30 protein-coding genes and 1 pseudogene are annotated in these 24,987 nt (G+C 70.2%); 19 read left to right on the forward strand and 12 right to left on the reverse strand.

Features of this window, described 5'->3' with window-relative positions; translation table 11 throughout:
- Positions 1–81: 81 nt before the first annotated feature.
- The 3 genes and pseudogenes from KIH27_RS19500 to KIH27_RS19510 form a co-directional block, all read right to left on the reverse strand.
- Positions 82–234 carry a hypothetical protein gene (locus KIH27_RS19500; protein ID WP_214094657.1) on the reverse strand — a complete coding sequence of 51 codons (153 nt, stop codon included), beginning with the start codon at positions 232–234 and terminating at the stop codon, positions 82–84.
- Between the two features lie 33 nt (positions 235–267).
- Positions 268–759: a methylated-DNA--[protein]-cysteine S-methyltransferase gene (locus KIH27_RS19505; RefSeq protein ID WP_214094627.1), complete on the reverse strand. Its 492-nt coding sequence runs from the start codon at positions 757–759 to the stop codon at positions 268–270.
- Between the two features lie 10 nt (positions 760–769).
- Positions 770–1,828, reverse strand: a pseudogene (locus KIH27_RS19510) (DNA-3-methyladenine glycosylase 2); the annotation flags it as partial.
- 144 nt (positions 1,829–1,972) lie between these two features.
- Here KIH27_RS19510 and glsA point away from each other — a divergent pair.
- Positions 1,973–3,262, forward strand: a complete 1,290-nt coding sequence (gene glsA, locus KIH27_RS19515; protein WP_214094629.1) for a glutaminase A — start codon at positions 1,973–1,975, stop codon at positions 3,260–3,262.
- Between the two features lie 6 nt (positions 3,263–3,268).
- Here the strand turns inward: glsA and KIH27_RS19520 are convergent, their stop codons facing one another.
- Entirely contained in the window at positions 3,269–4,873 is a 1,605-nt protein-coding gene (locus KIH27_RS19520; RefSeq protein ID WP_214094630.1) for an adenylate/guanylate cyclase domain-containing protein, read from the reverse strand.
- Positions 4,874–4,923: 50 nt separating this feature from the next.
- Here KIH27_RS19520 and nucS point away from each other — a divergent pair, with 50 nt between their 5' ends.
- Positions 4,924–5,595 (forward strand): endonuclease NucS, encoded by a 672-nt coding sequence (gene nucS / locus KIH27_RS19525; protein ID WP_214094654.1) that lies wholly within the window; start codon positions 4,924–4,926, stop codon positions 5,593–5,595.
- A gap of 4 nt (positions 5,596–5,599) precedes the next feature.
- Positions 5,600–5,893, forward strand: a complete 294-nt coding sequence (locus KIH27_RS19530; protein ID WP_214094631.1) for an Rv1322 family protein — start codon at positions 5,600–5,602, stop codon at positions 5,891–5,893.
- A gap of 4 nt (positions 5,894–5,897) precedes the next feature.
- Here the strand turns inward: KIH27_RS19530 and mce are convergent, their stop codons facing one another.
- Positions 5,898–6,377: a methylmalonyl-CoA epimerase gene (gene mce, locus KIH27_RS19535; RefSeq protein WP_214094632.1), complete on the reverse strand. Its 480-nt coding sequence runs from the start codon at positions 6,375–6,377 to the stop codon at positions 5,898–5,900.
- A gap of 81 nt (positions 6,378–6,458) precedes the next feature.
- Here mce and KIH27_RS19540 point away from each other — a divergent pair, with 81 nt between their 5' ends.
- Both KIH27_RS19540 and KIH27_RS19545 read left to right on the forward strand, forming a co-directional pair.
- Positions 6,459–7,646, forward strand: coding sequence for an acetyl-CoA C-acetyltransferase (locus KIH27_RS19540; protein ID WP_214094633.1), 1,188 nt, complete (start codon positions 6,459–6,461; stop codon positions 7,644–7,646).
- Between the two features lie 94 nt (positions 7,647–7,740).
- Positions 7,741–8,640 (forward strand): tetratricopeptide repeat protein, encoded by a 900-nt coding sequence (locus tag KIH27_RS19545; RefSeq protein ID WP_214094634.1) that lies wholly within the window; start codon positions 7,741–7,743, stop codon positions 8,638–8,640.
- Between the two features lie 8 nt (positions 8,641–8,648).
- Here KIH27_RS19545 and KIH27_RS19550 read toward each other — a convergent pair whose 3' ends face one another.
- The 4 genes from KIH27_RS19550 to KIH27_RS19565 are packed head-to-tail and all read right to left on the reverse strand — an operon-like array spanning position 8,649 to position 12,987.
- Positions 8,649–10,094 carry a neutral zinc metallopeptidase gene (locus tag KIH27_RS19550; RefSeq protein ID WP_214094635.1) on the reverse strand — a complete coding sequence of 482 codons (1,446 nt, stop codon included), beginning with the start codon at positions 10,092–10,094 and terminating at the stop codon, positions 8,649–8,651.
- 20 nt (positions 10,095–10,114) lie between these two features.
- Positions 10,115–12,088 (reverse strand): ATP-dependent DNA helicase, encoded by a 1,974-nt coding sequence (locus KIH27_RS19555; protein ID WP_250150420.1) that lies wholly within the window; start codon positions 12,086–12,088, stop codon positions 10,115–10,117.
- Complete coding sequence (locus tag KIH27_RS19560; RefSeq protein WP_214094636.1) at positions 12,075–12,563, reverse strand: MTB12 family secreted protein; 489 nt, start codon at positions 12,561–12,563, stop codon at positions 12,075–12,077. Before KIH27_RS19560 ends, KIH27_RS19555 begins: the two co-directional genes overlap by 14 nt.
- A gap of 55 nt (positions 12,564–12,618) precedes the next feature.
- A complete protein-coding gene (locus KIH27_RS19565; protein WP_214094637.1) occupies positions 12,619–12,987 on the reverse strand; it encodes a nuclear transport factor 2 family protein in 369 nt (122 codons plus the stop codon).
- Between the two features lie 145 nt (positions 12,988–13,132).
- On the opposite strand from KIH27_RS19565, the gene KIH27_RS19570 reads away from it, so the two are divergent.
- Together KIH27_RS19570 and KIH27_RS19575 are read left to right on the forward strand one after the other, a co-directional pair.
- Positions 13,133–13,408 carry a type II toxin-antitoxin system Phd/YefM family antitoxin gene (locus KIH27_RS19570; protein ID WP_214094638.1) on the forward strand — a complete coding sequence of 92 codons (276 nt, stop codon included), beginning with the start codon at positions 13,133–13,135 and terminating at the stop codon, positions 13,406–13,408.
- A gap of 6 nt (positions 13,409–13,414) precedes the next feature.
- Entirely contained in the window at positions 13,415–13,672 is a 258-nt protein-coding gene (locus KIH27_RS19575; RefSeq protein WP_214094639.1) for a Txe/YoeB family addiction module toxin, read from the forward strand.
- A 2-nt stretch (positions 13,673–13,674) separates the two neighbouring features.
- Here the strand turns inward: KIH27_RS19575 and KIH27_RS19580 are convergent, their stop codons facing one another.
- Complete coding sequence (locus tag KIH27_RS19580) at positions 13,675–14,973, reverse strand: nicotinate phosphoribosyltransferase (RefSeq protein ID WP_307856953.1); 1,299 nt, start codon at positions 14,971–14,973, stop codon at positions 13,675–13,677.
- A 73-nt stretch (positions 14,974–15,046) separates the two neighbouring features.
- On the opposite strand from KIH27_RS19580, the gene clpS reads away from it, so the two are divergent.
- From clpS to KIH27_RS23070, 12 genes are all read left to right on the forward strand, one after another.
- On the forward strand, positions 15,047–15,328 hold the full coding sequence (clpS, locus tag KIH27_RS19585) for an ATP-dependent Clp protease adapter ClpS (RefSeq protein WP_250150424.1): 282 nt from the start codon (positions 15,047–15,049) through the stop codon (positions 15,326–15,328).
- A 30-nt stretch (positions 15,329–15,358) separates the two neighbouring features.
- The gene (gene aosR / locus KIH27_RS19590; protein WP_214094642.1) at positions 15,359–15,952 is read left to right on the forward strand and encodes an oxidative stress transcriptional regulator AosR; all 594 of its coding nucleotides are present in this window, start codon (positions 15,359–15,361) and stop codon (positions 15,950–15,952) included.
- Positions 15,953–15,957: 5 nt separating this feature from the next.
- A complete protein-coding gene (locus KIH27_RS19595) occupies positions 15,958–17,019 on the forward strand; it encodes a P1 family peptidase (protein WP_214094643.1) in 1,062 nt (353 codons plus the stop codon).
- A 1-nt stretch (position 17,020) separates the two neighbouring features.
- Entirely contained in the window at positions 17,021–17,434 is a 414-nt protein-coding gene (locus KIH27_RS19600; RefSeq protein ID WP_214094644.1) for a M67 family metallopeptidase, read from the forward strand.
- A gap of 10 nt (positions 17,435–17,444) precedes the next feature.
- Positions 17,445–17,720, forward strand: a complete 276-nt coding sequence (locus KIH27_RS19605) for a MoaD/ThiS family protein (protein ID WP_214094645.1) — start codon at positions 17,445–17,447, stop codon at positions 17,718–17,720.
- Positions 17,717–18,688 (forward strand): cysteine synthase, encoded by a 972-nt coding sequence (locus tag KIH27_RS19610; RefSeq protein ID WP_214094646.1) that lies wholly within the window; start codon positions 17,717–17,719, stop codon positions 18,686–18,688. The genes KIH27_RS19605 and KIH27_RS19610 overlap by 4 nt, the downstream gene beginning before the upstream one ends.
- Complete coding sequence (locus KIH27_RS19615; protein ID WP_214094647.1) at positions 18,679–19,323, forward strand: rhomboid family intramembrane serine protease; 645 nt, start codon at positions 18,679–18,681, stop codon at positions 19,321–19,323. Before KIH27_RS19610 ends, KIH27_RS19615 begins: the two co-directional genes overlap by 10 nt.
- Entirely contained in the window at positions 19,320–20,156 is an 837-nt protein-coding gene (murI, locus tag KIH27_RS19620) for a glutamate racemase (RefSeq protein WP_214094648.1), read from the forward strand. The genes KIH27_RS19615 and murI overlap by 4 nt, the downstream gene beginning before the upstream one ends.
- A gap of 86 nt (positions 20,157–20,242) precedes the next feature.
- Positions 20,243–21,019, forward strand: coding sequence for a cyclic nucleotide-degrading phosphodiesterase (locus KIH27_RS19625; protein WP_214094649.1), 777 nt, complete (start codon positions 20,243–20,245; stop codon positions 21,017–21,019).
- A 26-nt stretch (positions 21,020–21,045) separates the two neighbouring features.
- A complete protein-coding gene (gene rph, locus KIH27_RS19630; protein WP_214094650.1) occupies positions 21,046–21,828 on the forward strand; it encodes a ribonuclease PH in 783 nt (260 codons plus the stop codon).
- Positions 21,821–22,432, forward strand: coding sequence for a non-canonical purine NTP pyrophosphatase (locus tag KIH27_RS19635; RefSeq protein ID WP_250150431.1), 612 nt, complete (start codon positions 21,821–21,823; stop codon positions 22,430–22,432). Before rph ends, KIH27_RS19635 begins: the two co-directional genes overlap by 8 nt.
- Positions 22,433–22,435: 3 nt before the next feature.
- Complete coding sequence (locus KIH27_RS23070; protein ID WP_307856954.1) at positions 22,436–23,992, forward strand: protein kinase domain-containing protein; 1,557 nt, start codon at positions 22,436–22,438, stop codon at positions 23,990–23,992.
- 79 nt (positions 23,993–24,071) lie between these two features.
- Here KIH27_RS23070 and KIH27_RS19650 read toward each other — a convergent pair whose 3' ends face one another.
- Both KIH27_RS19650 and KIH27_RS19655 read right to left on the reverse strand, forming a co-directional pair.
- On the reverse strand, positions 24,072–24,425 hold the full coding sequence (locus tag KIH27_RS19650; RefSeq protein ID WP_214094652.1) for a DUF3817 domain-containing protein: 354 nt from the start codon (positions 24,423–24,425) through the stop codon (positions 24,072–24,074).
- Positions 24,422–24,796 carry a hypothetical protein gene (locus KIH27_RS19655; RefSeq protein WP_214094653.1) on the reverse strand — a complete coding sequence of 125 codons (375 nt, stop codon included), beginning with the start codon at positions 24,794–24,796 and terminating at the stop codon, positions 24,422–24,424. The genes KIH27_RS19650 and KIH27_RS19655 overlap by 4 nt, the downstream gene beginning before the upstream one ends.
- Positions 24,797–24,987: the final 191 nt, after the last annotated feature.

A 24,987-nucleotide genomic window follows, 5' to 3' on the forward strand; every position in this document is an offset into this window, starting at 1 on the left:
AACCTGGACCCCCCAAGAAATTGGGGGGTCCAGGCATTTGTGTTGTGTCATTCAGTGGCGGTACTCGCTAAACGGCATTAGTTATCCGTCGTCCGATTTGTCGTCGTTGTCGTCGACCGCGGGTACGTCGGGCAGCGGTGCATTATCCAGCCAGTCGCGCATCCGGAACAATTGATTGACGATGACGCCGACCGCGAACAGCAGCAGGAGAACCAGGAGCACGGTCGTCGTCACACCGTCCATGGTGCGGCACTCGGGCCGGCCGAGTCAGTCGAACAGCGTGGCCTGGCCGTTTTTCTTCTCCAGATCCAGCAGGAACTGCTTCCGCGCGATCCCGCCGCCGTAGCCTGTAAGGCTGCCGTTACTGCCGATCACCCGGTGGCACGGCACGATGATCGAAATCGGATTGCGGCCGTTGGCGAGCCCGACGGCGCGAGAGGCCGACGGCGTGCCGAGCTGCTGGGCCAATTCACCGTAGGAGCGGGTCTCGCCGTAGGGGATGGTCAGCAAGGCCGCCCACACCCGGCGCTGGAATTCGGTGCCCGCCAGGTCGTAGTCGAGGTCGAACTCGGTCAGATCGCCGGCGAAATAGGCGTCGAGCTGCTCGACGGACTCGGCGAACGCGCTGTCGTCTCGGACCCAGCCGCTGCTGTCGGGGGCGTGGGCGTGATCGACCATCAGCAGGTGCGTCAGGGTTCGTCCGGTGCCGGCGAGGGTGAGCAAGCCGATCGGGCTGCCTACGGTGCGGTAACTGGTCATGCGGAGTCCTTCACGGATTCGGGGGCCACTGATTGACGTCGTGATCGAGCATGGTCCACAGGTGCTGGGTGGCGTACGACCGCCAGGGCCGCCAGCGGGTCGCGCGCTCGGTGAGGGCTCGACCGCCGTCGGGCAACCCCAGCTGACGGGCGGCGACGCGTACCCCGAGGTCAGTCGCCGGGAAGGCATCGGGATCACCGAGTCCGCGCATGGCGATCACCTCGACTGTCCACGGTCCGATCCCCGGCAGCCGGAGCAGGTCATGGCGGGCACGTTCCCAATCGCAGCCGACGTCGAGGGTGATAGTTCCCTCAGCGAGTGCAGCGACCAGCCCGACGAGGGTTCGCCGTCGGGCCTGCGGGAGGGCCAGTTGCGCCGGGTCCAGGTCGACGAGGCGCTGCACGGACGGGAACACGTGGGTGAGACCGCCGTCGGGATCGGTGATCTCCTCGCCGTAGCCCAGCAGTAGTCGACGGGCATGGGTGCGGGCCGCCTTGATCGAGACCTGCTGGCTCAACACGACCCGCACGGCCAGTTCCGCCTCGTCGACCGTCCGGGGGATGCGCTGGCCGGGTGCCCTGATTACGGCGGGACGGAGTTCCGGGTCTGCGGCGAGCGCTTCGATCACCGGCGCCGGGTCGGCGTCGAGGTCGAGCAGCCTGCGGCAGCGGGTGATCGCCGCCGCCGTATCGCGCAGATCGGCGAGGGTCAGCAGGCACCCGACGTGGTCGTGCGAGGGCGTCAGGCTGACGATGCCGTGACCGTGCGGCAGCCGCAGGGTGCGTCGGAATGCGCCGTCGCGCACCTCCTCGCAGCCCGGCACCGCACACGCAGCCAGATGCCCCAGCACGCCCTCGAACGCGAACGGGGTGCGCACCGGTAGGCGCAGCGCGAGCGTGGCCGTGCCGGTGGCGCCGGAGTGCGCCGGTGCGGTGCGGCGCAGCTCGGCCGGCGTGGTCCCGAAGGCCGCTCGGACGGTGTCGGTGAGCTGGCGGACGTCGGCGAATCCGGCGGCGAACGCGACCTCGGCGAACGGCAGGTCAGTCGCCTCGATCAGCACCTGTGCGGTGTGGGGATGCGCAGGTGCTGCCCGGCCGGCCGCGTTGTCGCGGCGGTCGGCGTCCACAGGCATGACGCCCACGATTCCACGACGCCGACCGCATGACCAGTCAACGGCGACCGGCGGCGAGCCGGGCGGGGATAGGATTTGATCGTGGCGGGCCTGGTGCAGCGGTATCTGGACGACATCCTCGCCGAGCACACCGGCGTGAGCGAGGGTGCGCTGGCGAGCTACATCCCCGAGCTGACGCGTGTCGACCCCGAGCGCTTCGGACTGGCGCTGTCGTCGTCGGACGGTCACGTCTACGAATCCGGCGACGCCGAACTGCAATTCACGATGCAGTCGATCTCGAAACCGTTCACCTACGCGCTGGCGCTCGACCAACTCGGTGCGCCGGCGGTCGATGCGCGGATCGGCGTGGAGCCTTCCGGCGAGGCGTTCAACAAGATCAGTGTCGACGAGGCGACGAATGTCCCCAAGAACCCGATGATCAATGCCGGCGCCATCGTCGCCTGTTCACTGATCCCCGGGAAGACACCCGCGCAGCGGTTCGAGCTGATCCGCGAGTTCTACTCCGCGTGCGCGGGGCGCAGCCTCGAACTCGATGAGGACGTCTACCGCTCGGAGCGCAAGCACGGCAGCCGGAACCGTGGGATCGCCTATCTGCTGGACAGTTTCGGTGCGCTGGCGGCCGACCCCGACGACACCCTGGAGGTCTACTTCCGGCAGTGCTCGCTCAAGGTGACCAGCACTGACCTGGCGCGGATGGCGGCGACACTGGCCCGCGGCGGGCTGAACCCGTTGACCGGGCGACGCGCGACCGATGCGCTGGTCGTTCGGCGCACGCTGTCGGTCATGGTGACCTGCGGCATGTACGACGCGGCCGGTGACTGGGTCAGCGCGGTCGGCATGCCCGCGAAAAGCGGTGTGGGGGGCGGGATAGTCGCGGTGCTGCCGGGTCAGCTGGGGATCGGCGTCTACTCGCCGCGCATCGACTCCAAGGGCAACAGCGTGCGGGGAGTCATGGTGTGCCGCAGCCTTTCCCAGCAGCTCGGCTTGCATTTCCTCACGGTCACCAGCGAGGCGCACGCGGCGATCAGGGGCATGTACACGCCCCGCTTCGGGGTGCGTGTCTACGAGGTGCACGGCGATCTGCTGTTCGCCGGCGCCGAGCAGGTCGCCCGCACGGTCATCGGGGACAGTGCCGAGTTCGACACCGCGATCCTCGACGTCTCCCGGCTGCATGCGATCAGCGACCCGGCTCGCGCACTGCTCGCGGGGCTCTCGGAGGAGTTGGCGGCAGCCGGGAAACGGGGCCTGCTGGTCGACCCCGGTGCGGCGGTGGTCCGCGACGAGCCGGCCTACGAGGACCTGGCGTTCGATACGGTCGACGCGGCGCTGGCCGCCGCCGAGGTCCGGATGGGCTACGGGCTCACCGGTTAGCGGTGATCAGTGCGGGCTGGCCAGGCCGGTCGGTTCGTCGTAGCCGCGCAGCAGCACGGTCTCGCCGAACGTCCAGTGCGCCTGCTCATCTGCGCCGGCGCCGCGCACGGTCCGCGCCGAAGCGAGCAGCGGGACCGGGTGGGATTTGGCCAACTCGCACAGGCGTGCCGCTTCGTTCACCGGTTCGCCGATCACGGTGTACTCGAAGCGCTCCTTGGCGCCCACGTTGCCCGCCACCACCTGCCCGGCCGCCACACCGATGCCGGCCGGGCATTCCGGCACCTCGTCGGCCAATCGGCGCAGGATGGCGCGGGCGGCGGACAGCGCCTCGTCCTCGGGGTGGTCGAGATGGTTGGGGGCGCCGAAGATCGCCAGGGTCGCATCCCCCTCGAACTTGTTGATCAGCCCCTGATGCCGGTCCACCTCGTCGACGACCACCGCGAAGAACCGGTTGAGCAGGGTGACGACCTCGGTGGCGGGCTTGCCGGTCACCAGCTTCGTGGACCCGGTGACGTCGACGAACAGCACAGCGACGTGCCGCTCTTCGCCGCCCAGCTTCGGCCGTTCCCGTTCGGCGGCGGCCGCCACCTCGCGGCCGACGTGCCGGCCGAACAGGTCGCGCACCCGTTCGCGTTCCCGCAGGCCAGCGACCATCGCGTTGAAACCGCTTTGCAGTTCCCCGAGTTCGGTCCCGTCGAACACCACCAGGTCACCGCGCAGGTCACCCCGCTCGACGCGCTGCAGGGCGGCGCGGACCACCCGCACCGGGGTTGCGGTGAGCCAGGACAGAATCCACATCAGCAGGAATCCGAAGACCAGCGTTGCAATCGATGCGATGAACACCGCGATCCCGAACTGGGTCATCGAGAGGTTCTTCAGCAGTACGGCGAACAGCGCGATCATCGCGATCCCCAGCACCGGCACGCCCGAGGTGAGAAACCACACCATCATGGTTCGGCCCATGATGCCCGAGGCGAATCGCTGCGGTGGTCGTCCGGCGGCCAGCGCTTGTGCGGCAACCGGGCGCAGCGCGAACTCCGTGCACAGGTAGCAACCGGTGGCGACCAGGATGCCGCAGACGCACATGGTCAGCCCGATGATCGGGATGAAGGTGCGGTCTGCCAGTCCGTAGAGGGTGGTGAACAGCGCGGTTGCGACGCCCCACGGCGCCAGCACTCCGGCCGACACCCGCCACGGCGCCAGGAACGCGTTGCGCTCGTCGTCGGTCGTGGGCCGGTATTCCTTGATGGCCCAGCGCAGTTTGGCGATCGTGCGACGGGTGATCCAGTAGGTGCCGAAGATCATCGCGAGCACCACGTATGCCGGCACCACGGCGAATGTCAGCCAGGGCGGCGCGTCGGTGAACACGCTGGGCGTGGGGTAGGCGACCGTCACCAGCAGGATCACCATGCCGATCCCGAGGAGGTTGGTGCCCACGATGACCACGGTCATGATGAACTGGATTCGGATCCGGCGCAGGTACTGACTCTCGGAGACCCGGCCCAGCAGCCAGGATCCGTACTCGGGTGTCTCGGGCAGCCGGCCGCTCTGGCGGGTCAGCAACTCCAGAACCCGGCCCAGACGCTGCGCCGCCGTTCTTTTGGTCATCATCGTGGCGTCAGGATAATTTGTTGGGCCCGGATGGGCCTAAGGTGGACCGGATGCGACTCGTGATCGCCCAGTGCACCGTCGACTATGTCGGCCGGCTGACCGCGCATCTGCCGTCCGCTCGTCGGCTGCTGCTGTTGAAGGCGGACGGCTCGGTGAGCGTCCATGCCGACGACCGCGCATACAAGCCGCTGAACTGGATGAGCCCGCCCTGCCGGTTCACCGAGGAAGTCAGCGGCGAGTCTCCGGTGTGGGTGGTGGAGAACAAAACCGGGGACCAGTTGCGGATCACCATCGAGGAGATCGAGCACGATTCCAGCCATGAACTCGGTGTCGATCCCGGGCTGGTGAAGGACGGCGTGGAGGCCCAGCTGCAGAAGCTGCTCGCCGAGCAAGTCGAACTGCTCGGCCCGGGATACTCCCTGGTGCGGCGTGAATATCCGACCGCCATCGGCCCGGTGGACCTGCTCTGCCGTGACGAGCAGGGCCGATCGGTCGCAGTGGAGATCAAACGGCGCGGTGAGATCGACGGTGTCGAGCAGCTCACGCGCTACCTGGAGTTGCTCAACCGGGACAGTCTGCTCGCGCCGGTTAGCGGGGTGTTTGCCGCCCAGCAGATCAAGCCGCAGGCCCGTACGCTGGCCACCGATCGCGGGATCCGTTGCCTGACACTGGATTACGATGCGATGCGGGGCGTGGACGATAACGAGTTCCGGTTGTTCTGAGCTTATGGGACGTCGCCGGGCGGAATCGAACAGGCAGCAGCCACCGCGGCCGCTGCCGGACCTGCACCATCGGACCGAACTGGGTTCGGACGGTTACCACTACGAGGTGCGTTCGGTGGCCGGTGCCCGGGCCGTCAAGACGTATCGCTGCCCGGGGTGCGATCAGGAGATCCGCCCCGGCATCCCACATCTGGTGGCGGTGCCGCTGGACTTCGGCGACGCCGGTGCCGATGATCGTCGACACTGGCACACGCCCTGCTGGACGAACCGCCGGTCCCCGACGAGGAAGTGGTCCTGAGCGGTCAGTGCCCGTCGTTGCCGGTGGCCGGCTCGACCAACTCGACCAGCACGCCGCCGGCGTCCTTGGGGTGGATGAAGTTGATCCGTGAGTTTGCGGTGCCGCGCCGCGGAGCGTCGTACAGCAGGCGGACGCCCTGCTCGCGCAGCCGCTCGGAGAGCGTGTCGATGTCGCTGACCCGGTAGGCCAACTGCTGCAGGCCGGGGCCGCGCTTGTCGATGAACTTCGCGATCGTCGACGACTCATCGATCGGGGCGATCAGCTGCAGCTGCGTCGCGCCCGCGGTGTCGCCGCGCACCGCCAGCATCGCCTCGCGGACGCCCTGCTCCTCGTTGACCTCCTCGTGCAGCACGATCATGCCGAGGTGGTCGTGGTACCACTTCTTGGCCGCGTCGAGATCCGGAACCGCGATCCCGACGTGATCTACCGCGGTCACCAGAGCGGTGGCCAGGGCCGGGCGGGCATCTACGGATTCGGTGGTCATAACGCAACGGTAACCTGATGGGAAAGATCGCGCTGCACCGATCCGCGGGATCGGGTGCTCAGTCCCGTTTTGGAGGTATTCATGACCACGTCGGTGATCGTTGCTGGGGCGCGGACGCCCATCGGCAAGCTGATGGGTTCACTCAAGGATTTCTCCGGCAGTGACCTGGGCGCGATCGCGATCGCGGGCGCCCTGGAGAAGGCGAGGGTCCCGGCTGCGCTGGTCGAATACGTGATCATGGGGCAGGTGCTGACCGCGGGTGCCGGGCAGATGCCCGCCCGCCAGGCGGCGGTGGGCGCCGGCATCGGCTGGGACGTGCCGGCGCTGACCATCAACAAGATGTGCCTGTCCGGGATCAACGCCATCGCGATGGCCGACCAGCTGATCCGGGCCGGGGAGTTCGACGTGGTGGTGGCCGGTGGGCAGGAGTCCATGACCAAGGCCCCGCACCTGCTGATGGACAGCCGGTCCGGCTACAAGTACGGCGACGTGACCGTGCTGGACCACATGGCCTACGACGGCCTGCACGATGTGTTCACCGACCAGCCGATGGGGGCGCTCACCGAGCAGCGCAACGACGTCGACAAGTTCAGCCGAGCCGAGCAGGACGAGTTCGCCGCCGTCTCCCACCAGAAGGCCGCCGCGGCATGGAAGGACGGCGTCTTCGCCGACGAGGTTGTCCCGGTGAAGATCCCGCAGCGCAAGGGCGACCCGCTGGAGTTCGCCGAGGACGAGGGCATCCGGGCCAACACCACCGCCGAGTCGCTGGGCGGGCTGAAGCCGGCCTTCCGCAAGGACGGCACGATCACCGCTGGCTCGTCGTCGCAGATCTCCGACGGCGCGGCCGCGGTCGTGGTGATGAACAAGGACAAGGCGATCGAACTCGGCCTGACCTGGCTGTGCGAGATCGGCGCGCACGGGGTGGTGGCCGGACCGGATTCGACGCTGCAGTCCCAGCCGGCCAACGCCATCAAGAAGGCGATCGCCCGTGAGGGCATCGGGGTCGACCAACTCGACGTCGTCGAGATCAACGAGGCGTTCGCGGCCGTCGGCCTGGCGTCGACCCGCGAGCTGGGCGTGAACCCCGACGTCGTCAACGTGCACGGCGGCGCGATCGCGGTCGGGCACCCGATCGGGATGTCCGGCGCGCGCATCACGCTGCACGTCGCCCTCGAGCTGGCCCGCCGGGGTTCCGGTTACGGGGTGGCGGCGCTCTGCGGCGCCGGTGGGCAGGGTGATGCGCTGGTTCTGCGGGCCGGCACGCGCTGATGGTTGCTGGGAACCCGACGACGGCGCCGCGGTGTGATCTTGCCTACAGCGACCGCGCCGGGCTGTCCGCCGACCCCGTGACAGACTTGACGGCGTGACACGTCCTCGCTCCTCGCTCGGTCCGGCCCTGGCCGGGGCGGTCGATCTGTCCGGTCTCAAGCAGCAACCGCAGCGCGGTGCGGCCACCGGTGACACGCCGGTCCCGCCGGGGGCCGTCGAGATCACCGAGGCCAACTTCGAGGACGAGGTACTCGTCCGGTCCAATCAGGTGCCGGTGGTGGTCGCGCTCTGGTCGCCGCGCAGCGACGTCTGCATCGAGCTGGTCGACACGCTGGCCGGGCTGGCCGCCGCCGACGGCGGCAAATGGGTGCTGGCCACCGTCAACGTCGACGCCGCGCCGCGGGTGGCGCAGGTGTTCGGGGTCGACGCGGTGCCCACCGTGATCGCGCTGGCCGCCGGACGGCCGCTGGCCGATTTCCAGGGTCCGCAACCGCCGGAGCAACTGCGCCGCTGGGTGGATTCGCTGCTGTCGGCGACGGCGGGCAAGCTCTCCGGCACCGCCGGCGGTGACGAGCCCGCGCAGGTGGATCCGGTCCTGGCGCAGGCCCGGGACCAACTCGACGCCGGCGACTTCGCCGCAGCCCGTGAGTCCTACCAGGCGCTGCTGGACAGCGATCCCAACCACGCCGAGGCCAAGGGCGCGCTGCGTCAGCTCGCGTTCCTGGAGCGGGCGACGGCACAACGTCCCGATGCGGTGGCAGTCGCCGACGCCGCCCCGGACGACGTCGACGCCGCGCTCGCGGCCGCCGACGTGCAGGTGCTCAACCAGGACGTCGTCGCGGCGTTCGACCGGCTGATCGCACTGGTGCGGCGCACCTCCGGCGACGAGCGCGCCACGGTGCGCACCCGCCTGGTGGAGTTGTTCGAGCTGTTCGACCCGGCCGACCCCGACGTCATCGCCGGGCGGCGCAACCTCGCCAACGCGCTGTACTGAGCCCGCGGCTACGGGAACCGCTTGAGGCAGCGGTCTTCGTCGCCGAGCACGCCGGTGCGGTAGGCGTCGATCCGGGAGAACCCGGCCGGCACCGATTCGCCGTTGACGTCACCGGCGGCCAGACCGTTGGTGAGCAGGCCCGCGACGGCCTCGTCCAGGTCGCCGGCGGTCAGGGAGATGGTGCTGCCGTTCGGGGTGCGGACGCCCTGGGAGAGCTGGGTGGTGGCGACCCCGGTCAGGCATGCGGTGCGCAGTGCCGCGGCGGCGTTGTCGAGCACCAGTCCGCCGCGCTGAGCCTGCATCGCGACCATGTACCGCGACGTCAGCACCGAGTACGCGGTGTTGTCGCCGGAGAGCGTCGCCACCCGGCTCTCCCGGCTCGGGGTGCCCATCTCCTGCAGGGCGGGCAGGTCGACGGTGATCGTGTTGGTCGCCGGGCAGTACGCCGCAGGTGAACCGGCGCGCGCATCCGGGCATGCGACCGCGGCGGAGTTGAACGTCAACTTCGGCGGTCGGGGGAGGGGAAACAGTACGTTCAGCGCATCGACGACGACGCGGGTGGAGACCTCGGTCACCGGAACCTCGCCGGTTTCGTTGCGCTGCAACTGAACCGGAAGATCGCCACGCCGCTCCTCGATCTCCTTGGTGTCGATGGCCGCGCACGATCCAGCGCCGTCGGTGAATCCGAATTGGAAGGCCGAGATGCGCTCGAACGCCGAGCCGTGCTCGTCGCCGCCGACGGTTTCATCGGGCTGCAGCAGCGGGTCGCGCAGTGCGAGCATCGCGGCCAGCACACCGTTCAGCCCGTCGCCGGTGCTCAGCGTGAAGCGCGGCGAGTCGCCCTGGGCGACCCAGCGCAGGTAGACCCCGGCCAGACAGTCCGCCTGCTGCTCGGCCACCAGCGTCGGCGTCTTGCGCCGTTTGGCGATGCCGGCGTTCCGGGAGATCGCGTGACCGTACTCGTGGGCCAGCACCATCGTGATCGCCATGTCGCCGTAGGTCTTTCGCAGCGTCGGCAGCAGCACTCGGCGGTCCCAGCCGATGGTGTTGTCCACGTAGCAGTACGCGGCGTTGATCAGTAGGAACGTCCGGCCCTGGCAGAACGTCCCGGCCGGCCGGGCGGCGTCCCAGGAGATCAGCGCGTCCACCGGTCGGAAGTCGCCGTCGAAGGTGTTGGGGTAACTCGTCGTCCAGTACGCCTCGAGGTCGCTCACCGACTGCGCGGCCAGCTGATCGATGCGTCCGCCGTCGGTGCCCTTGACCTCCCGACTCGGCGGCGGGGCATCGGGCCGCAGCCCGGTTGCACCGTCGACCGCCTGCAGCCCGCCCACTCGGAAGGGGTCGGCGAAGATCGAGACCGGTTTGCCGTCCACTAGGTGCGCGCATCCGGTCAAGGTCAGGAGCAGGGTGCAGGCGGCTGCAAGGACACGGCCCCAACGGCTAGCAGAACGCATGGGGATTGAGGATAGTGCGCTCAGTCGTTGCGCAGCCGGGTCAGCGCCTGGCGGACCACTGCCGGATCGGTGGTCGCCCAGAACGGCGGCAGCGACGCCCGCAGATATCCGGCATAGCGCGCGGTGGCCATTCGGGAGTCCAGGATCGCCACCACCCCGCGGTCGTCGATCCCGCGCAGCAGCCGGCCGGCGCCCTGCGCCAGCAGCAGCGCGGCGTGACTGGCGGCGACCGCCATGAAGCCGTTGCCGCCGCGGGCCGCCACCGCGCGCTGCCGTGCGGTCAGCAGCGGATCGTCGGGACGTGGGAACGGGATTCGGTCGATCAGCACCAGCGACAGCGACGGTCCCGGCACGTCGACGCCCTGCCACAGCGACAGCGTCCCGAACAGCGACGTGGCGTCGTCGGCGGCGAACTGCTCGACCAGTGCGCCGGTGCCGTCGTCACCCTGGCACAGCACCGGGGTGTCCAGTCGCTCACGCATCGCCTCGGTGGCGGCACGCGCCGCCCGCATCGAGGAGAACAACCCCAGGGTGCGCCCGCCGGCGGCGGTGACCAGTTCGGTGATCTCATCGAACAGCGCGGTCGTATCGGTGCCCTCGCGGCCCGGCGGCGGCAGATGCTTGGCGACGTAGAGGATCCCGGCCTTGCCGTGCGCGAACGGCGAGCCGACGTCCAGTCCCTGCCAGCGCGCCGGGGTGTCACCGCCGGTCAGCCCCCAGGCGCCGGCCATCGCGTCGAAGGAACCGCCGACGGTCAGGGTCGCCGAGGTCAGCACCGTGGTGGCACGGGCGAACAGTCGGGTGCGCAGCAGGCCGGCCACCACCAGCGGCGCCACCCGCAGCACCGGCCGCTTCACACCGCGGTGTTCCTCATGGTTGAGCCAGACCACGTCGAAACGGTCTGGGATGGCCGGCTCGAAGGACTCCAGGATGCGGGCGGCGGTGTCGGTGATCTCGGACAGCGCCGCGACCGCCTCCTTGCGGGTGGCGGCGGCCTTCGGGTCGCTGGGGGCGGTGTCGATGGCGTTGCGGGCCGCGCCGGCGGCGTCGCGCAGGGCGGTCAGATACGTCGCCAACTCGTCGTCGAGGTAGTCGATGCGGCCGGGCTGGGCGTCGTGGATCGCCGAGGTGAACGTCGCCGTCGCCGCCTCCAGCCGCTGCGTCAACTCCGGCGAGACCAGCCGGGTGATCCGGCGCAGCGCGACGCTCAGCGCGGCCGGGGTCAACTCCCCGGTGGCCACCGAGGTCATCCGGTCCACCAGTTCGTGCGCCTCGTCGATCACCAGCAGCTGATGCTCGGGCAGGACGTTCGCCTCGCCGATCGCGTCGATCGCCAGCAGGGCGTGATTGGTGACGACGACGTCGGCCTGTCCGGCCACCGCCCGGGCGCGCTCGGAGAAGCACTCAGTGGCGTACGGGCAGCGGGCCGCACCCAGGCATTCCCGCGCCGACACACTGACCTGTGCCCAGGATCGGTCCGGCACACCAGGTTTGAGGTCGTCGCGGTCCCCGGTGTCGGTGGTCTCCGCCCACGCGGTGAGCCGCTGCACGTCGCGGCCGAGCGCGCTGGCCGCGAACGGCTCGAAGAGCTCCTCCTGCGGAACGTCCTCGGGGGTGTCTGCGCCGCCGTGAATCTTGTTCAGGCACAGATAGTTACGTCGCCCCTTCAGCAGTGCGAAGGTCGGGCGGCGGGGGAGCGCGGGTTCCAGCGCGTCGGCCAGGCGGGGCAGGTCGCGGTCGACGAGTTGGCGTTGCAGCGCGATCGTGGCCGTCGACACCACCACCGGGCTGTCGTCGGCGACCGCCCGGGCGATCGCCGGCACCAGATAGGCCAGCGACTTGCCGGTGCCGGTGCCGGCCTGCACCGCCAGATGCTCACCGGCAGCGAACGCCCGCGCCACCGCCTCGGCCATCCGCACCTGGCCGTCGCGTTCGGAGCCGCCGAGCGCGGTGACCGCGGCGGCCAGCAGCGCGGCGACCTCAGTCGGGGGCAACGGTCTCGATCAGTGCCGCGGCCGAGTCACTGGAGAGCATCCAGTGGCCCTGATCGATGAACGTGAAGACCTTCGGCTCCGGCGCCGCCAGTTTCGGCCCGGAGACGGTGACCTGGGCGGCGGCGGTGCCCGGGCCGACCGACCAGATGTTGCCGACGGCGAAGGACAGCGGCAGTTCGCCGTGCCGGGCCGCCTTGTCCAGCCGGTCGCGGGTGAACGCGCGACGCTCACCGGAGTTCACACCCCCCTGGACCAGGGGATTCTTCACCTTGTCCGGGACGCCCGGGTCGGCCAGGTCGGTCAGGATCCGGCTCACCTGGTCGACGGTGGGCAGATCCTGCGCCGGGGGTGCGGGGTCCAGTGGAAGCGGGACGGTGAACACCACCGGTCGGATCTGGACCGGGCCCGGTGTCCCGACCGCCGCCCCGCAGACCGCGGCTAAGGCCGCCGCCGCTGCCGTCACAAGCAATCGCATGGTCACATTGTGGCCCGTGAACGCCGGTCGGTGCCGTGCAGCCGGGATCCGGCTGTCAACCGCCCTGGGCGGCAACCGGATACGTTCCGTGCCCAGCGATCACCAGGCCGTCGTCGCCGAACGTCAGCACCTCGTTGACCAGGCCGCCCTTCTGGTTGCGGTAGGTGATCACCAGGGTGTCGATGCCGCCGAAGACGGCCTCGACGGTGAAGTGCAGATCGGTGATGCGCTGTAGGGCACCGGTCCAGTAGCGCCGCAGTTCCGCCTTGCCCCGGATCACCCCGCGGGTCTCCGGATACATCTCGGCGGCCACCGGGGAGGTGAACACCACGTCGTCGTGGAAGTGCCGCAGCACGGCGTCGGCGTCGTGGGCGTTCCAGGCCTGCACCCAGTGCTCGGCGAAGGAGAGCGGATCGATGGTCACCGTGCGCACGGTAGGCGGGGGACGGCGGTTCGGTCCACCGATTTTTGCGTGCTCGGACCGCGGGGCCGTATCAAACGACTGTTGCACGGAGTTCGTACGGCTTTAGTACAATATTCCGGTACTACCCGATGGAGGGGTGATTGCGATGAGCATCAGTGCGAGCGAGGCGCGGCGACGGCTGTTTCCGATCCTTGAGCAGGTCAACGCCGACCACCTGCCGGTCCGCATCACATCCCGATCCGGGGACGCCGTCCTGATGTCCGCCGACGACTACGACTCGTGGCAGGAGACCGTCTACCTGCTCCGGTCACCGGAGAACACCCGTCGCCTGATGGAAGCGGTTGCCAGGGACAAGGCGGGGAATCCGAGCATTGCCAAGTCCATCGACGAGCTGCGGGAACTCGCCGGTGGCCAGGAATAGCCGGGGATGAGGAGCGCCCACTTCGACCCTGCCGCATGGGAGGACTTCGAATTCTGGCTGGCCTCCGATCGCAAGACCGCGCGCCGGATCGTCCGTCTGATCGCGGAGGTGCAGCGCGATCCGTTCAGCGGGATCGGTAAACCGGAACCGCTCAAAGGCGAGTTATCAGGCTACTGGTCGCGGCGTATCGACGACGAGCACCGGCTGGTCTATCGGGCCGACGCTGACGAAGTCAAGATCGTGAAAGCGCGCTACCACTACTGAAATCACATCTGCCGAGTCGGGATCGCCGGCTCGCCGTGCGCCAGCTTCAGTCCCTCCCACGGCAGGCTGTGCAGCCCGGCCGCCACCCGCTCCCGCGCCACCGCCAGCCCGGACGCGCCGGTGTCGACCACCGCATGACCGCCGCGGACCAGCGGAACGCTCAGTGCCCGGCCGGGTTCGTCGGGCGCACGCCCCGCCGGATACACGACCTCCTCGACGACGGTGCCCGACGGCCGGGCCAGCCGGAGCGCCTGCTTGCGCCCGCCGCGGGACGTCTTGTTCGTGCTGCGCTTGTGCACCGCGACGCCGTCCACCTCGACCAGCTTGTAGACGAAGTCGGCGGTCGGTGCGCCCGAACCGGTCACCAGCGCCGTGCCCACCCCGTAGCTGTCCACCGGTGCGGCGGCCAGTGCGGCGATCGCGAACTCGTCGAGGTCACCGGAGACCACGATCGCCGTCCGCGTCGCGCCCAGCCCGTCCAACTGCGAACGAACCTGCCGGGCCAGCACCCCCAGTTCGCCGGAGTCGATGCGTACCGCACCCAACCCCGGACCGGCCACCGCCACCGCGTTGGCCACCCCGGCGGTGACGTCGTAGGTGTCCACCAGCAGCGTCGTACCGACCCCCTGTGCCGCGACCTGGGCGCGGAACGCCGCCTGCTCGTCGGGGCCGCCGGCGTCGGCGTGCAGCAGGGTGAATGCGTGCGCGCTGGTGCCCGCCACCGGGATCCCGTGTCGCCGGTGCGCCTCCAGGTTGGACGTCGCGGTGAAGCCGGCCAGGTAGGCGGCGCGGGCGGCGGCGACCGCGGCCTGCTCGTGGGTGCGCCGGGAGCCCATCTCGATCAGGGACCGGCCGGCGGCGGCGCTGACCATCCGGGCGGCCGCCGACGCGATCGCCGTGTCGTGGTTGAAGATCGACAAGGTCAGCGTCTCCAGCACGACGCACTCGGCGAAACTGCCGCGCACGCTCAGCACCGGTGAACCCGGGAAATACAGCTCACCCTCGGGGTAGCCGTCGACGTCGCCGGCGAACCGGAAACCCTGCAGGTAGTCCAGCGTCGCCGGGTCGAGGAACTCCGCCAGCACCCTCAGCGCGGCGTCGTCGAAGCCGAACCCGGTCAGTGCGGCCAGCCACCGGCCGGTGCCGGCGACCACGCCGTAGCGCCGGCCCGCGGGCAGTCGGCGGGCGAACAACTCGAACGTCGCCGGCCGGTGCGCGCTGCCGTCGCGCAGGGCCGCGGCCAGCATGGTCAGCTCGTATTTGTCCGTCAGCAGCCCGCTGGCGCAGCCCGGTGCGTTCACCGCCCAACCGTATCGGCCGGTTCGAATTCCGTCGTCAATCGGTATTCTGGATGTCATGGCCGCGTCCGCACCGATGTCCACCCCCGTTCAGGAGCGGGAAGCCGACTCGGCCGACGCCACCGCCAGTCCATGGGTCACGATCGTCTGGGACGACCCGGTGAACCTGATGACCTACGTGACCTACATCTTCCAGAAACTGTTCGGCTACAGCGAACCGCACGCCACCAAGCTGATGCTGCAGGTGCACCAGGAGGGCAAGGCCGTGGTGTCGGCGGGCAGTCGGGAGTCGATGGAAGGCGATGTGTCCAAACTGCACGCTGCCGGGTTGTGGGCGACCCTGCAGCAGGACCGCTGATCGTTCACCGACAGGAACCGGGGCTACGTCGTGCGCAAGTGGAAGCGGGTTGACACCGACGACGGTCCCCGCTTCCGGTCCGCGTTGGCGCTGCACGAGGCGGCGCTGCTGCGCAGCCTGGCCGGCTCGATCGTCGACATTCTCGACGCGCGCGAATCCGCTTGTCCGCCAGATGAACTCGAAGCGATCACCGGAATCCGGACCGGCAACGCGCAACCGCCCGGCGACGCCACGACGCGGCGGCTGCTGCCGGACTTCTACCGGCCGGATCGGTCGGGCGAGGCCTCCGGCGCCGACGTGGATGCCGACAGTCTCAACGCGGCGCTGCGCAGTCTGCACGAACCGGAGATCATCGACGCCAAACGTGCTGCGGCGCAACAGCTGCTGAGCACGATCCCGGATCAGGGCGGACGGCTCGAACTTGACGAGGAGCAGGCCAACAGCTGGATCGCGGCGATCAACGACGTCCGACTGGCGCTGGGCACCATGCTGGGCGTCGGTCCGGACGGCCCGACCCGACTGCCGGCCGATCACCCGAACTCCGGGCGCCTCAGCGTGTACCAGTGGCTGACCGTCCTACAGGAATACCTGGTGGTGGCCGTGATGAGCAGGCCCAGACGATGACGGGCATGGGTGCGATCACCGACGTCGCCGGTATCCGGGTGGGCCACCACCACCGGCTGGATCCGGATGTCACCCTCGGGGCCGGGTGGGCCACCGGGGTCACGGTGCTGCTGGCGCCGCCCGGCACCGTCGGCGCCGTCGACGCCCGCGGCGGGGCGCCCGGCAGCCGGGAGACCGACCTGCTGGACCCGGCCAACACCGTGCGGCACGTCGACGCGGTGGTGCTCGCCGGCGGCAGCGCCTACGGGCTGGCGGCCGCGGACGGTGTGATGACGTTTCTGGAGGAGCGGGGCCGCGGGGTGGCGCTGGGCGGCGGGGTGGTGCCGATCGTGCCGGCCGCGGTCATCTTCGACCTGCCGGTCGGCGGCTGGGACCGTCGGCCGACCGCCGAATTCGGATACTCCGCCGCGGCTGCGGCCACCGGGGAGGCTCCGGCCGTCGGCACCGTCGGCGCCGGGGTGGGCGCGCGCGCCGGGGTGTTCAAGGGTGGGGTCGGCACCGCGTCGACGACGGTGGAGGTGGGTGAGCAGACCGTGACGGTGGGGGCGCTGGTGGTGGTCAACCCCACCGGCGAGGTCGCCGACCCGACCACCGGGCTGCCGTGGGCGGCGGACCTGATCGAGGAACTCGGACTGACCACCCCGCCGTCGGAGCAGTTGGCGGTGCTGGCCCGGCTGGAACCCAAGCCCGGGTCGCTGAACACCACGATCGCGGTGGTGGCCACCGATGCCGCGCTCAGCCCGGCCGGCTGCCGGCGGGTGGCGATCGCCGCGCAGGACGGGCTGGCCCGCACCATCCGGCCGTCGCACACCCCGGTGGACGGCGATACGGTGTTCGCATTGGCGACCGGGGCCGTCGAGGTCCCGCCGGCTCCCGGCACACCGATCGCGATGTCTCCGGAGACTCCGGTGGTCGCGGCGGTTGGCGCCGCAGCGGCGGACTGTCTGGCCCGCGCTGTGCTGGTCGGGGTGCTGGCCGCCGAACCGGTGGCCGGAATACCGACCTACCGTCACACGTTGCCGGGGGCGTTCGCGAACAAGCCCGCCGGCCGAGCGGAAAGGTTGTGAGGTGCTGACGATCCGTGCCGACCTGGTCGACGCGATGGTCGCCCACGCGCGCGCCGACCACCCCGACGAGGCCTGCGGGGTGCTGGCCGGCCCGGAGGGCTCCGACCGGCCCGAGCGGCACATCGCGATGCTCAACGCCGAACGGTCGCCGACGTTCTACCGGTTCGACTCCGCCGAACAGCTCAGGGTGTGGCGGGGGATGGACGACGACGACGAGGTCCCGGTCGTCATCTATCACTCGCACACCGCGACCGAGGCCTATCCCAGCCGCACCGACATCGCGCTGGCCGGCGAGCCCGACGCACACTATGTGCTGGTCTCCACCCGCGACCCGGACCGCCACGAACTGCGCAGCTACCGCATCGTCGACGGCGTCGTCACCGAAGAACCCGTCACCATCGTCAAGAAGTACTAGAGGAGTCACCGTGACTGTCACTGTCTCTGTTCCGACCATCCTGCGCCCGCACACCGGCGGCGAGAAACGCGTGCAGGCCGCCGGCGCCACCCTGGCGGCGGTGATCACCGACCTGGAGGCCAACTACGCGGGTATCTCGGCGCGGCTGCTCGATGACGGCAAGCTGCACCGGTTCGTCAACATCTACGTCAACGACGAGGACGTCCGGTTCTCCGGCGGCCTGGACACCGCGATCGCCGACGGCGACTCGGTGACCATACTTCCGGCTGTCGCGGGTGGCGTGTGACCCGCTACGACTCCCTGCTCGCCGCACTGGGCAACACCCCGCTGGTCGGCCTGCAACGGCTCTCGCCGCGTTGGGCGGACGGTCCCGACGCACCGCACGTGCGGCTGTGGGCCAAGCTCGAGGACCGCAACCCGACCGGTTCCATCAAGGACCGGCCCGCGCTGCGGATGATCGAGCAGGCCGAAGCCGACGGGCTGCTGACGCCCGGCGCGACGATCCTCGAGCCCACCAGCGGCAACACCGGCATCTCGCTGGCGATGGCGGCGCGGCTCAAGGGTTACACGATGATCTGCGTGATGCCAGAGAACACCTCCATCGAGCGCCGCCAGATCCTGGAGCTCTACGGTGCGCAGATCATCTCCTCGCCCGCGGAGGGCGGCTCCAACACCGCGGTCGCCACCGCCAAACAGCTGGCGGCGGAGCACCCCGACTGGGTGATGCTCTACCAGTACGGCAACTCCGCCAACACCGAATCGCACTACGTCGGCACCGGGCCGGAACTGCTGGCCGATCTGCCGGAGATCACCCACTTCGTCGCGGGCCTGGGCACCACCGGCACGCTGATGGGCACCGGGCGGTTCCTGCGTGAGCAGGTGCCCGGCGTGCAGATCGTCGCCGCCGAACCGCGCTACGGCGAGGGCGTGTACGCGCTGCGCAACATCGACGAGGGCTTCGTGCCGGAGCTGTACGACCCCGCCGTGCTGACCACCCGGTTCTCGGTCGGCTCGGCCGACGCGGTGCGCCGCACCCGGGAACTGATCGACGGCGAGGGCATCTTCGCCGGCATCTCCACCGGTGCGGTGCTGCACGCCGCCCTGGGAATGGCGGCCAAAGCCGTCAAGGCCGGGGAGCGCGCGGACATCGCGTTCGTCGTCGCCGACGCCGGCTGGAAATACCTGTCCACCGGGGCCTACTCCGGCACCCTGGACGACGCCGAGGACGCCCTGGAAGGGCAGCTATGGGCGTGAGCGGGCCGTCGGCTGTCGCCGAACCCGCCAAACCCCCGGTCCGCCGGACCGGTGGCGCCGCCGTCCTCGCGTTCGTCGCACTGCTCTGGGTCGTCGAAGCCGTCGACCAGGCGTCCGGGCACCGGCTGGACCGCAACGGCATCCGGCCGCTGGAGACCGACGGGCTTCTCGGGGTGCTGTTCGCACCGCTGCTGCACGCCGACTGGGCGCACCTGATCGCCAACACCGGGCCGCTGCTGGTGCTGGGCTTCCTGATGACGCTGGCCGGGCTGTCCCGATTCCTGTGGGCGACCGCGATCGTCTGGATCGGCGGCGGGCTGGGCACCTGGCTGATCGGCAACATCGGGTCGTCGTGCGGGCCGACCGACCACATCGGCGCCTCCGGGGTGATCTTCGGCTGGCTGGCGTTCCTGATCGTGTTCGGGTTCTTCACCCGCCGCATCTGGCAGATCCTGGTCGGGGTCGTGGTGCTGGTGGTCTATGGCGGCGTCCTGTGGGGTGCGGTCCCGGTGCTGGGCGTCTGCGGCGGGGTGTCGTGGCAGTACCACCTGTGCGGTGCGCTCGCCGGGGTGCTGGCCGCCTACCTGCTGTCCGGGCCGGAGCGGTCCCGACGGCAGGGCGGGGTGCCGGCATGAGCGCGGCCGGAGTGCAGGCGCCGATCGGGGTGTTCGACTCCGGCGTCGGCGGACTGACGGTGGCGCGCGCGATCATCGACCAGCTGCCCGACGAACAGCTCATCTACGTCGGCGACACCGCCAACGGCCCGTACGGCCCGCTGAGTGTGCCCGAGATCCGCACCCACGCCCTGACCATCGGCGACGACCTGGTGGCCCGCGGGGTCAAGGCGCTGGTGATCGCCTGCAACACGGCGTCCTCGGCGTGCCTGCGCGACGCCCGGGAACGCTACGACGTGCCGGTCGTCGAGGTGATCCTGCCGGCGGTGCGGCGCGCGGTGGCCACCACCCGCAACGGACGGATCGGGGTGATCGGGACCGCCGCGACGGTGGCCAGCCACGCCTACCAGGACGCGTTCGCCGCCGCCGGGGACGCCGACGTCACCGCGGTGGCCTGCCCGCGCTTCGTCGACTTCGTCGAACGCGGCATCACCAGCGGCCGTCAGGTGCTGGGTCTGGCCCAGGGCTACCTGGAGCCGCTGCAGCTGGCCGGGGTCGACACCCTGGTGCTGGGCTGCACGCACTACCCGCTGCTGTCCGGGCTGATCCAGCTGGCGATGGGCGACAACGTGACGCTGGTGTCCAGTGCTGAGGAGACCGCCAAGGAACTGCTGCGGGTACTCACCGAATCCGACCTGCTCGCCCCGCACCCCGACTACTCCGTCGCGCCGCCGGTCACCCGGGTGTTCGAGGCCACCGGCGACCCGGAGGCGTTCACCGCACTGGCGACCCGGTTCCTGGGTCCGGTCCTCACCGGCGTCGGGACCGTGCAGCGGCACTCCCCGCCGCAGTGACCGGCGAGGGTGATCTGGATGACGAATAGCGGGAAAACTGCCCGTGTCTTGGCCATCGGTGTGTCGGACATGGCACAGTAGGGACCGTGCGACTGACCGTGCTCGGCTGTTCCGGCAGTGTGGTGGGTCCGGATTCGCCGGCATCGGGTTACCTGGTGCAGGCCCCGGATGCGCCACCGCTGGTCATCGACTTCGGCGGCGGGGTGCTCGGAACCCTCCAGCGGCACGTCGACCCCGGCACGGTGCACGTGCTGCTGTCGCATCTGCACGCCGACCACTGCCTGGACCTGCCGGGCCTGTTCGTGTGGCGGCGCTACCACCCGTCGGTGGCGACCAAGCCGTTCGACCGCGGCCTGATCTACGGCCCTGATGACACCTGGTCGCGGATGGGGGCGGCGTCGTCGCCATACGGTGGTGAGATCGACGACATCACCGACATCTTCGACGTGAACACCTGGGTGGACGGCGAGTCGGTCGAATTCGGGTCGCTGACCGTGCAGCCCCGGATGGTGTGCCACCCGACCGAGTCGTTCGGCATGCGGATCACCGACCCGTCCGGCGCCACGCTGGTCTACAGCGGCGACACCGGATATTGCGACTCCGTGATCGAGCTGGCACGCGGCGCCGACATGTTCCTGTGCGAGGCGTCGTGGACGCATGAGCCGAACCGGCCGCCCAACCTGCACCTGTCGGGCACCGAAGCCGGGCGGATCGCCAAAGCGGCCGGGGTCCGCGAACTGCTGCTGACCCACATCCCGCCGTGGACGTCGCGGGAGGACGTGATCGCCGAGGCGAAGGCCGAGTTCGACGGGCCGATCCGCGCCGTGGTCTCCGACGAGGTCATCGACGTCCGACTGGCCTGACATCCCCAACGGTTAGGGTTAGTCGCGTGTCCACACGCGAAGACGGGCGGCTCGACGACGAGTTGCGCCCGATCACCATCACCCGCGGCTTCACCGCGAACCCCGCCGGATCCGTCCTGGTCGAATTCGGCCAGACCCGGGTCATGTGCACGGCCAGCGTCACCGAGGGCGTGCCGCGCTGGCGGAAGGGCTCCGGCCGCGGCTGGCTGACCGCCGAGTACGCCATGCTGCCGGCCGCCACCCACACCCGGTCGGACCGCGAGTCGGTCAAGGGCCGGGTCGGCGGGCGCACCCAGGAGATCAGCCGGCTGATCGGCCGGTCCCTGCGGGCCTGCATCGACCTGGCGGCGCTGGGGGAGAACACCATCGCGATCGACTGCGACGTGCTGCAGGCCGACGGCGGCACCCGCACCGCCGCCATCACCGGGGCGTACGTGGCGCTCTCCGACGCGGTCACCTACCTGTCCGCCGCCGGCAAACTCTCCGACCCGCGCCCGCTGTCCTGTGCGATCGCCGCGGTCAGCGTCGGCGTCGTCGACGGCCGGGTCCGGGTCGACCTGCCGTATGAGGAGGACTCCCGCGCCGAGGTCGACATGAACGTCGTCGCCACCGACACCGGCACCCTCGTCGAGATCCAGGGCACCGGTGAGGGTGCGACGTTCCCGCGCTCCACCCTGGACAAGATGCTCGACGCGGCGCTGGCCGCCTGCGAGCAGCTGTTCGTGGTGCAGCGTGAGGCGCTGGAGCTGCCGTACCCGGGTGTGCTGCCGGAGGGGCCGGGCAAGAAGAAGGCGTTCGGCTCTGACTGACCTGCTGGTGGCCAGCCGCAACCGCAAGAAGCTGGCCGAACTGAACCGGGTGCTCGACCATGCCGGGGTGTCCGGGCTGCGGCTGGTGTCGCTGGACGAGGTGCCGGCCTACGACGAAGCACCCGAGACCGGTGCGACGTTCGAGGACAATGCGCTGGCCAAGGCACGCGACGGTTTCGCCGCGACCGGGCTGCCCTGCGTCGCAGACGATTCCGGGCTGACCGTGGCCGCGCTGAACGGCATGCCCGGGGTGCTGTCGGCCCGTTGGTCGGGGGTGCACGGCGACGACGCGGCCAACACCGCGCTGCTGCTGGCCCAGTTGGCCGACGTGCCCGACGGCCGGCGTGGCGCGGCGTTCGTCTCGGCGTGCGCACTGGTCTGGGGGGCAGGGCCGGATTGCGAGACCGTGGTGCGCGGCGAGTGGCCCGGGGCCATCGCGCATGCGCCGTGCGGCGACGGCGGTTTCGGCTACGACCCGGTGTTCGTTCCGGCGGGATCGGATCGGTCCGCGGCCCAGCTGTCGCCGGCGGAGAAGGACGCCGCTTCGCACCGCGGCCGGGCGCTGACCCTGCTGCTGCCGGCGCTGCGCCGGCTCGCGGGCTGAGCCGTGCCGCTGGTCCCCGGTGCGGTTTTCGCCGGCTACCGCATCGACCGGCTGCTGGGCGCCGGTGCCATGGGCGAGGTATACCTGGCCGAGCATCCGCGACTGCCGCGGCACGACGCGCTGAAGATCCTCGCCGAATCACTGTCTGCCGACGGTGAATTCCGGCAGCGTTTCCAGCGGGAGGCCGACCTCGCCGCCACCCTGTTCCACCCCAACATCGTCGGCGTGCACGACCGCGGCGAGTTCGACGGGCGGTTGTGGATCGCCATGGATTACGTCGACGGCACCGACGCCGGCCGGCTGCTGCGCGAGCGGTACCCGAACGGCATGCCACCAACCAAAGCCCTGCGGATCGGCACCGCCATCGGCGAGGCACTGGACTACGCGCATCAGCGCGGACTGCTGCACCGCGACGTCAAGCCGGCCAACATCCTGCTCACCGGCCCCGGCGAAGGGGTGCGCCGAATCCTGCTGGCGGACTTCGGGATCGCCCGCCCGCTGGGCGGCATCAGCGGTCTGACCGCCACCAATTACACGCTCGGAACCCTGGACTACGCCGCACCCGAACAGTTGATGGGCGCCGACCTGGACGGCCGGGCGGATCAGTACGCGCTGGCGGCCACCGTGTTTCACCTGCTGGCCGGGGCGCCGCCGTTCCCGAACGACAATGCGGTGGCGGTGATCAGCCGCCACCTGACCGCCGATCCGCCGCGGCTCAGTGAGCGCCGCCCCGAACTGGCCGGCCTCGACGGTGTGCTGGCGAGGGCGCTGGCGAAAGACCCGGCGGCGCGGTTCGACGACTGCCGGTCCTTCGCACGGGCGCTCAAAGCCGCCACCAGCCCGACCGCGACCGCGGCCGCGGCTGTGGCGGTGGCTGCGGTGCCGGAGCGCTCCGGCACGGTCTTCACCGCCTTCCTGTCCGGCTTCAAAGACGGTGTCGTGCAGTCGAGTACCCGGCGGCAGCGGCGGGTGGCCGGTGCGGTCGCCGCGGCCGGAGTGGCCGGGCTGATCGGCGGCGTGGCCTGGCTCGGCGGAACCGACGAGCAGAACAGCGCCCCGACGCCAGCACCGACCACCACCGTGACCGTCTCGCACGCCGCCGATGCGGGCTGCGACGCGCAGGTGTGGCCGCAGCAGTTGCCGAACCTGATCGGAAAACCGCTGAGCGTCATCCGAACCGACGCGCTGCGGTGTTTCAACGTCACCGCTGCCACCGCCCCGGACGGACACGACGTGCTCACCGATCAGATCGGTGAGGTGCAGGCGTGGACGATCACCGGCGCATCACCGGCGGCCGGTGCGGTGATCGAGGAACACCAGGCGATCACGCTGACGGTGACGCCGCTGGTCGCCGCGACGGAGACCGCGGTGCCGGAGCCGGTTACACCGCCGCCAGCGCTCACGTCGGCTCAACCGGCGCCGGTCGCGCCGATGGCACCGTCAGCGCCGGCCGGCGCGACCGCGCAGTGCGTCGACGGCACCTACTCGTTCGCCAAACACCGCACCGGCGCCTGCTCCAACCACGACGGCGTCGCGCGCTGGCTCTCGCCGCCCGGGTGACCGCCGTCCGGCTCCGTCGAGCGTGAAACTAGGTTCACGCTCGACGATCCAGCGTGAACCCAGCTTCACGTTCGCGGGGTCAGGCCTCGAACTGCGCCTTGATGTTTCGGTTCTGGAAGTGCTCCACAACGACACCGACCACCGGGATCGTCCCGGCCAGCAGCACCCAGAGGATCTTGCCCGGTGCCCAGCGGACCTTGATCGCCAGATCGAACGCGGCCAGCACGTAGACGAAGTACACGAAGCCGTGCACCCGCGGAATCCAGCCGACCGGCAGGTCACTGTGTGCGACGTACTTCAGGTACAGCTCGGCGCAGAGCAGGATCAGCCAGATGCCGGTCGCCCACGCCATCACCTGGTAGCGCCGCAGCGCGGTGCGGATCTTCTCGGTGGTGGCGGCGCCGGCGGGACGCTCGATCTCGGGGGTGCTCATGCAGTGTTCCTGTTCTGTCGGTCGGTCTCGGCGAGTTCGGCCAGGTAGGCGTTGTAGTCGCGCATGACGGGATCGTCGGTGGGCGGGGGAGCGGCGGCGGGGCGCTCCGGCAGCAGCCCGGCCGGAATCTCGGTCGGCCCGTCGGTGGCGCGCGGTTCGGGCGGCGCCTCCTCGTAGCGGACGAATTTGCGGTAGGCGTAGATGCAGAACCAGGCGAACAGCGGCCACTGCAGTGCGTAGCCGAGGTTCTGGAAGTCCCCGCCGCCGGCCTGGAACCTCGTCCACTGCCACCAGCCCAGCGCCAGGCACGCGGACGACGCAACGGCGACCAGCACGATCAGTGCGGGTCTCCGACGGCGTGTAGTGGACATTCCTTGACGGTACCGCCCACGCCTTGGGCCCGACGAACTCATCGAGGCGTGCCGTCGCGGGATCCGGAAGCCGCCGTATTCGGCGTTGCCGGCAGATGCAGCCGTCACCGCGGTGGAGACCAAGCACAGTTGGTCACGCCGGAGGTGAACAGTGTTGTCAGCGGTCACGTAATTCCCCAGGGGTAGCCGTC

Source organism: Mycolicibacter acidiphilus (genome assembly GCF_018455725.1).
Taxonomy (GTDB): domain Bacteria; phylum Actinomycetota; class Actinomycetes; order Mycobacteriales; family Mycobacteriaceae; genus Mycobacterium; species Mycobacterium acidiphilum.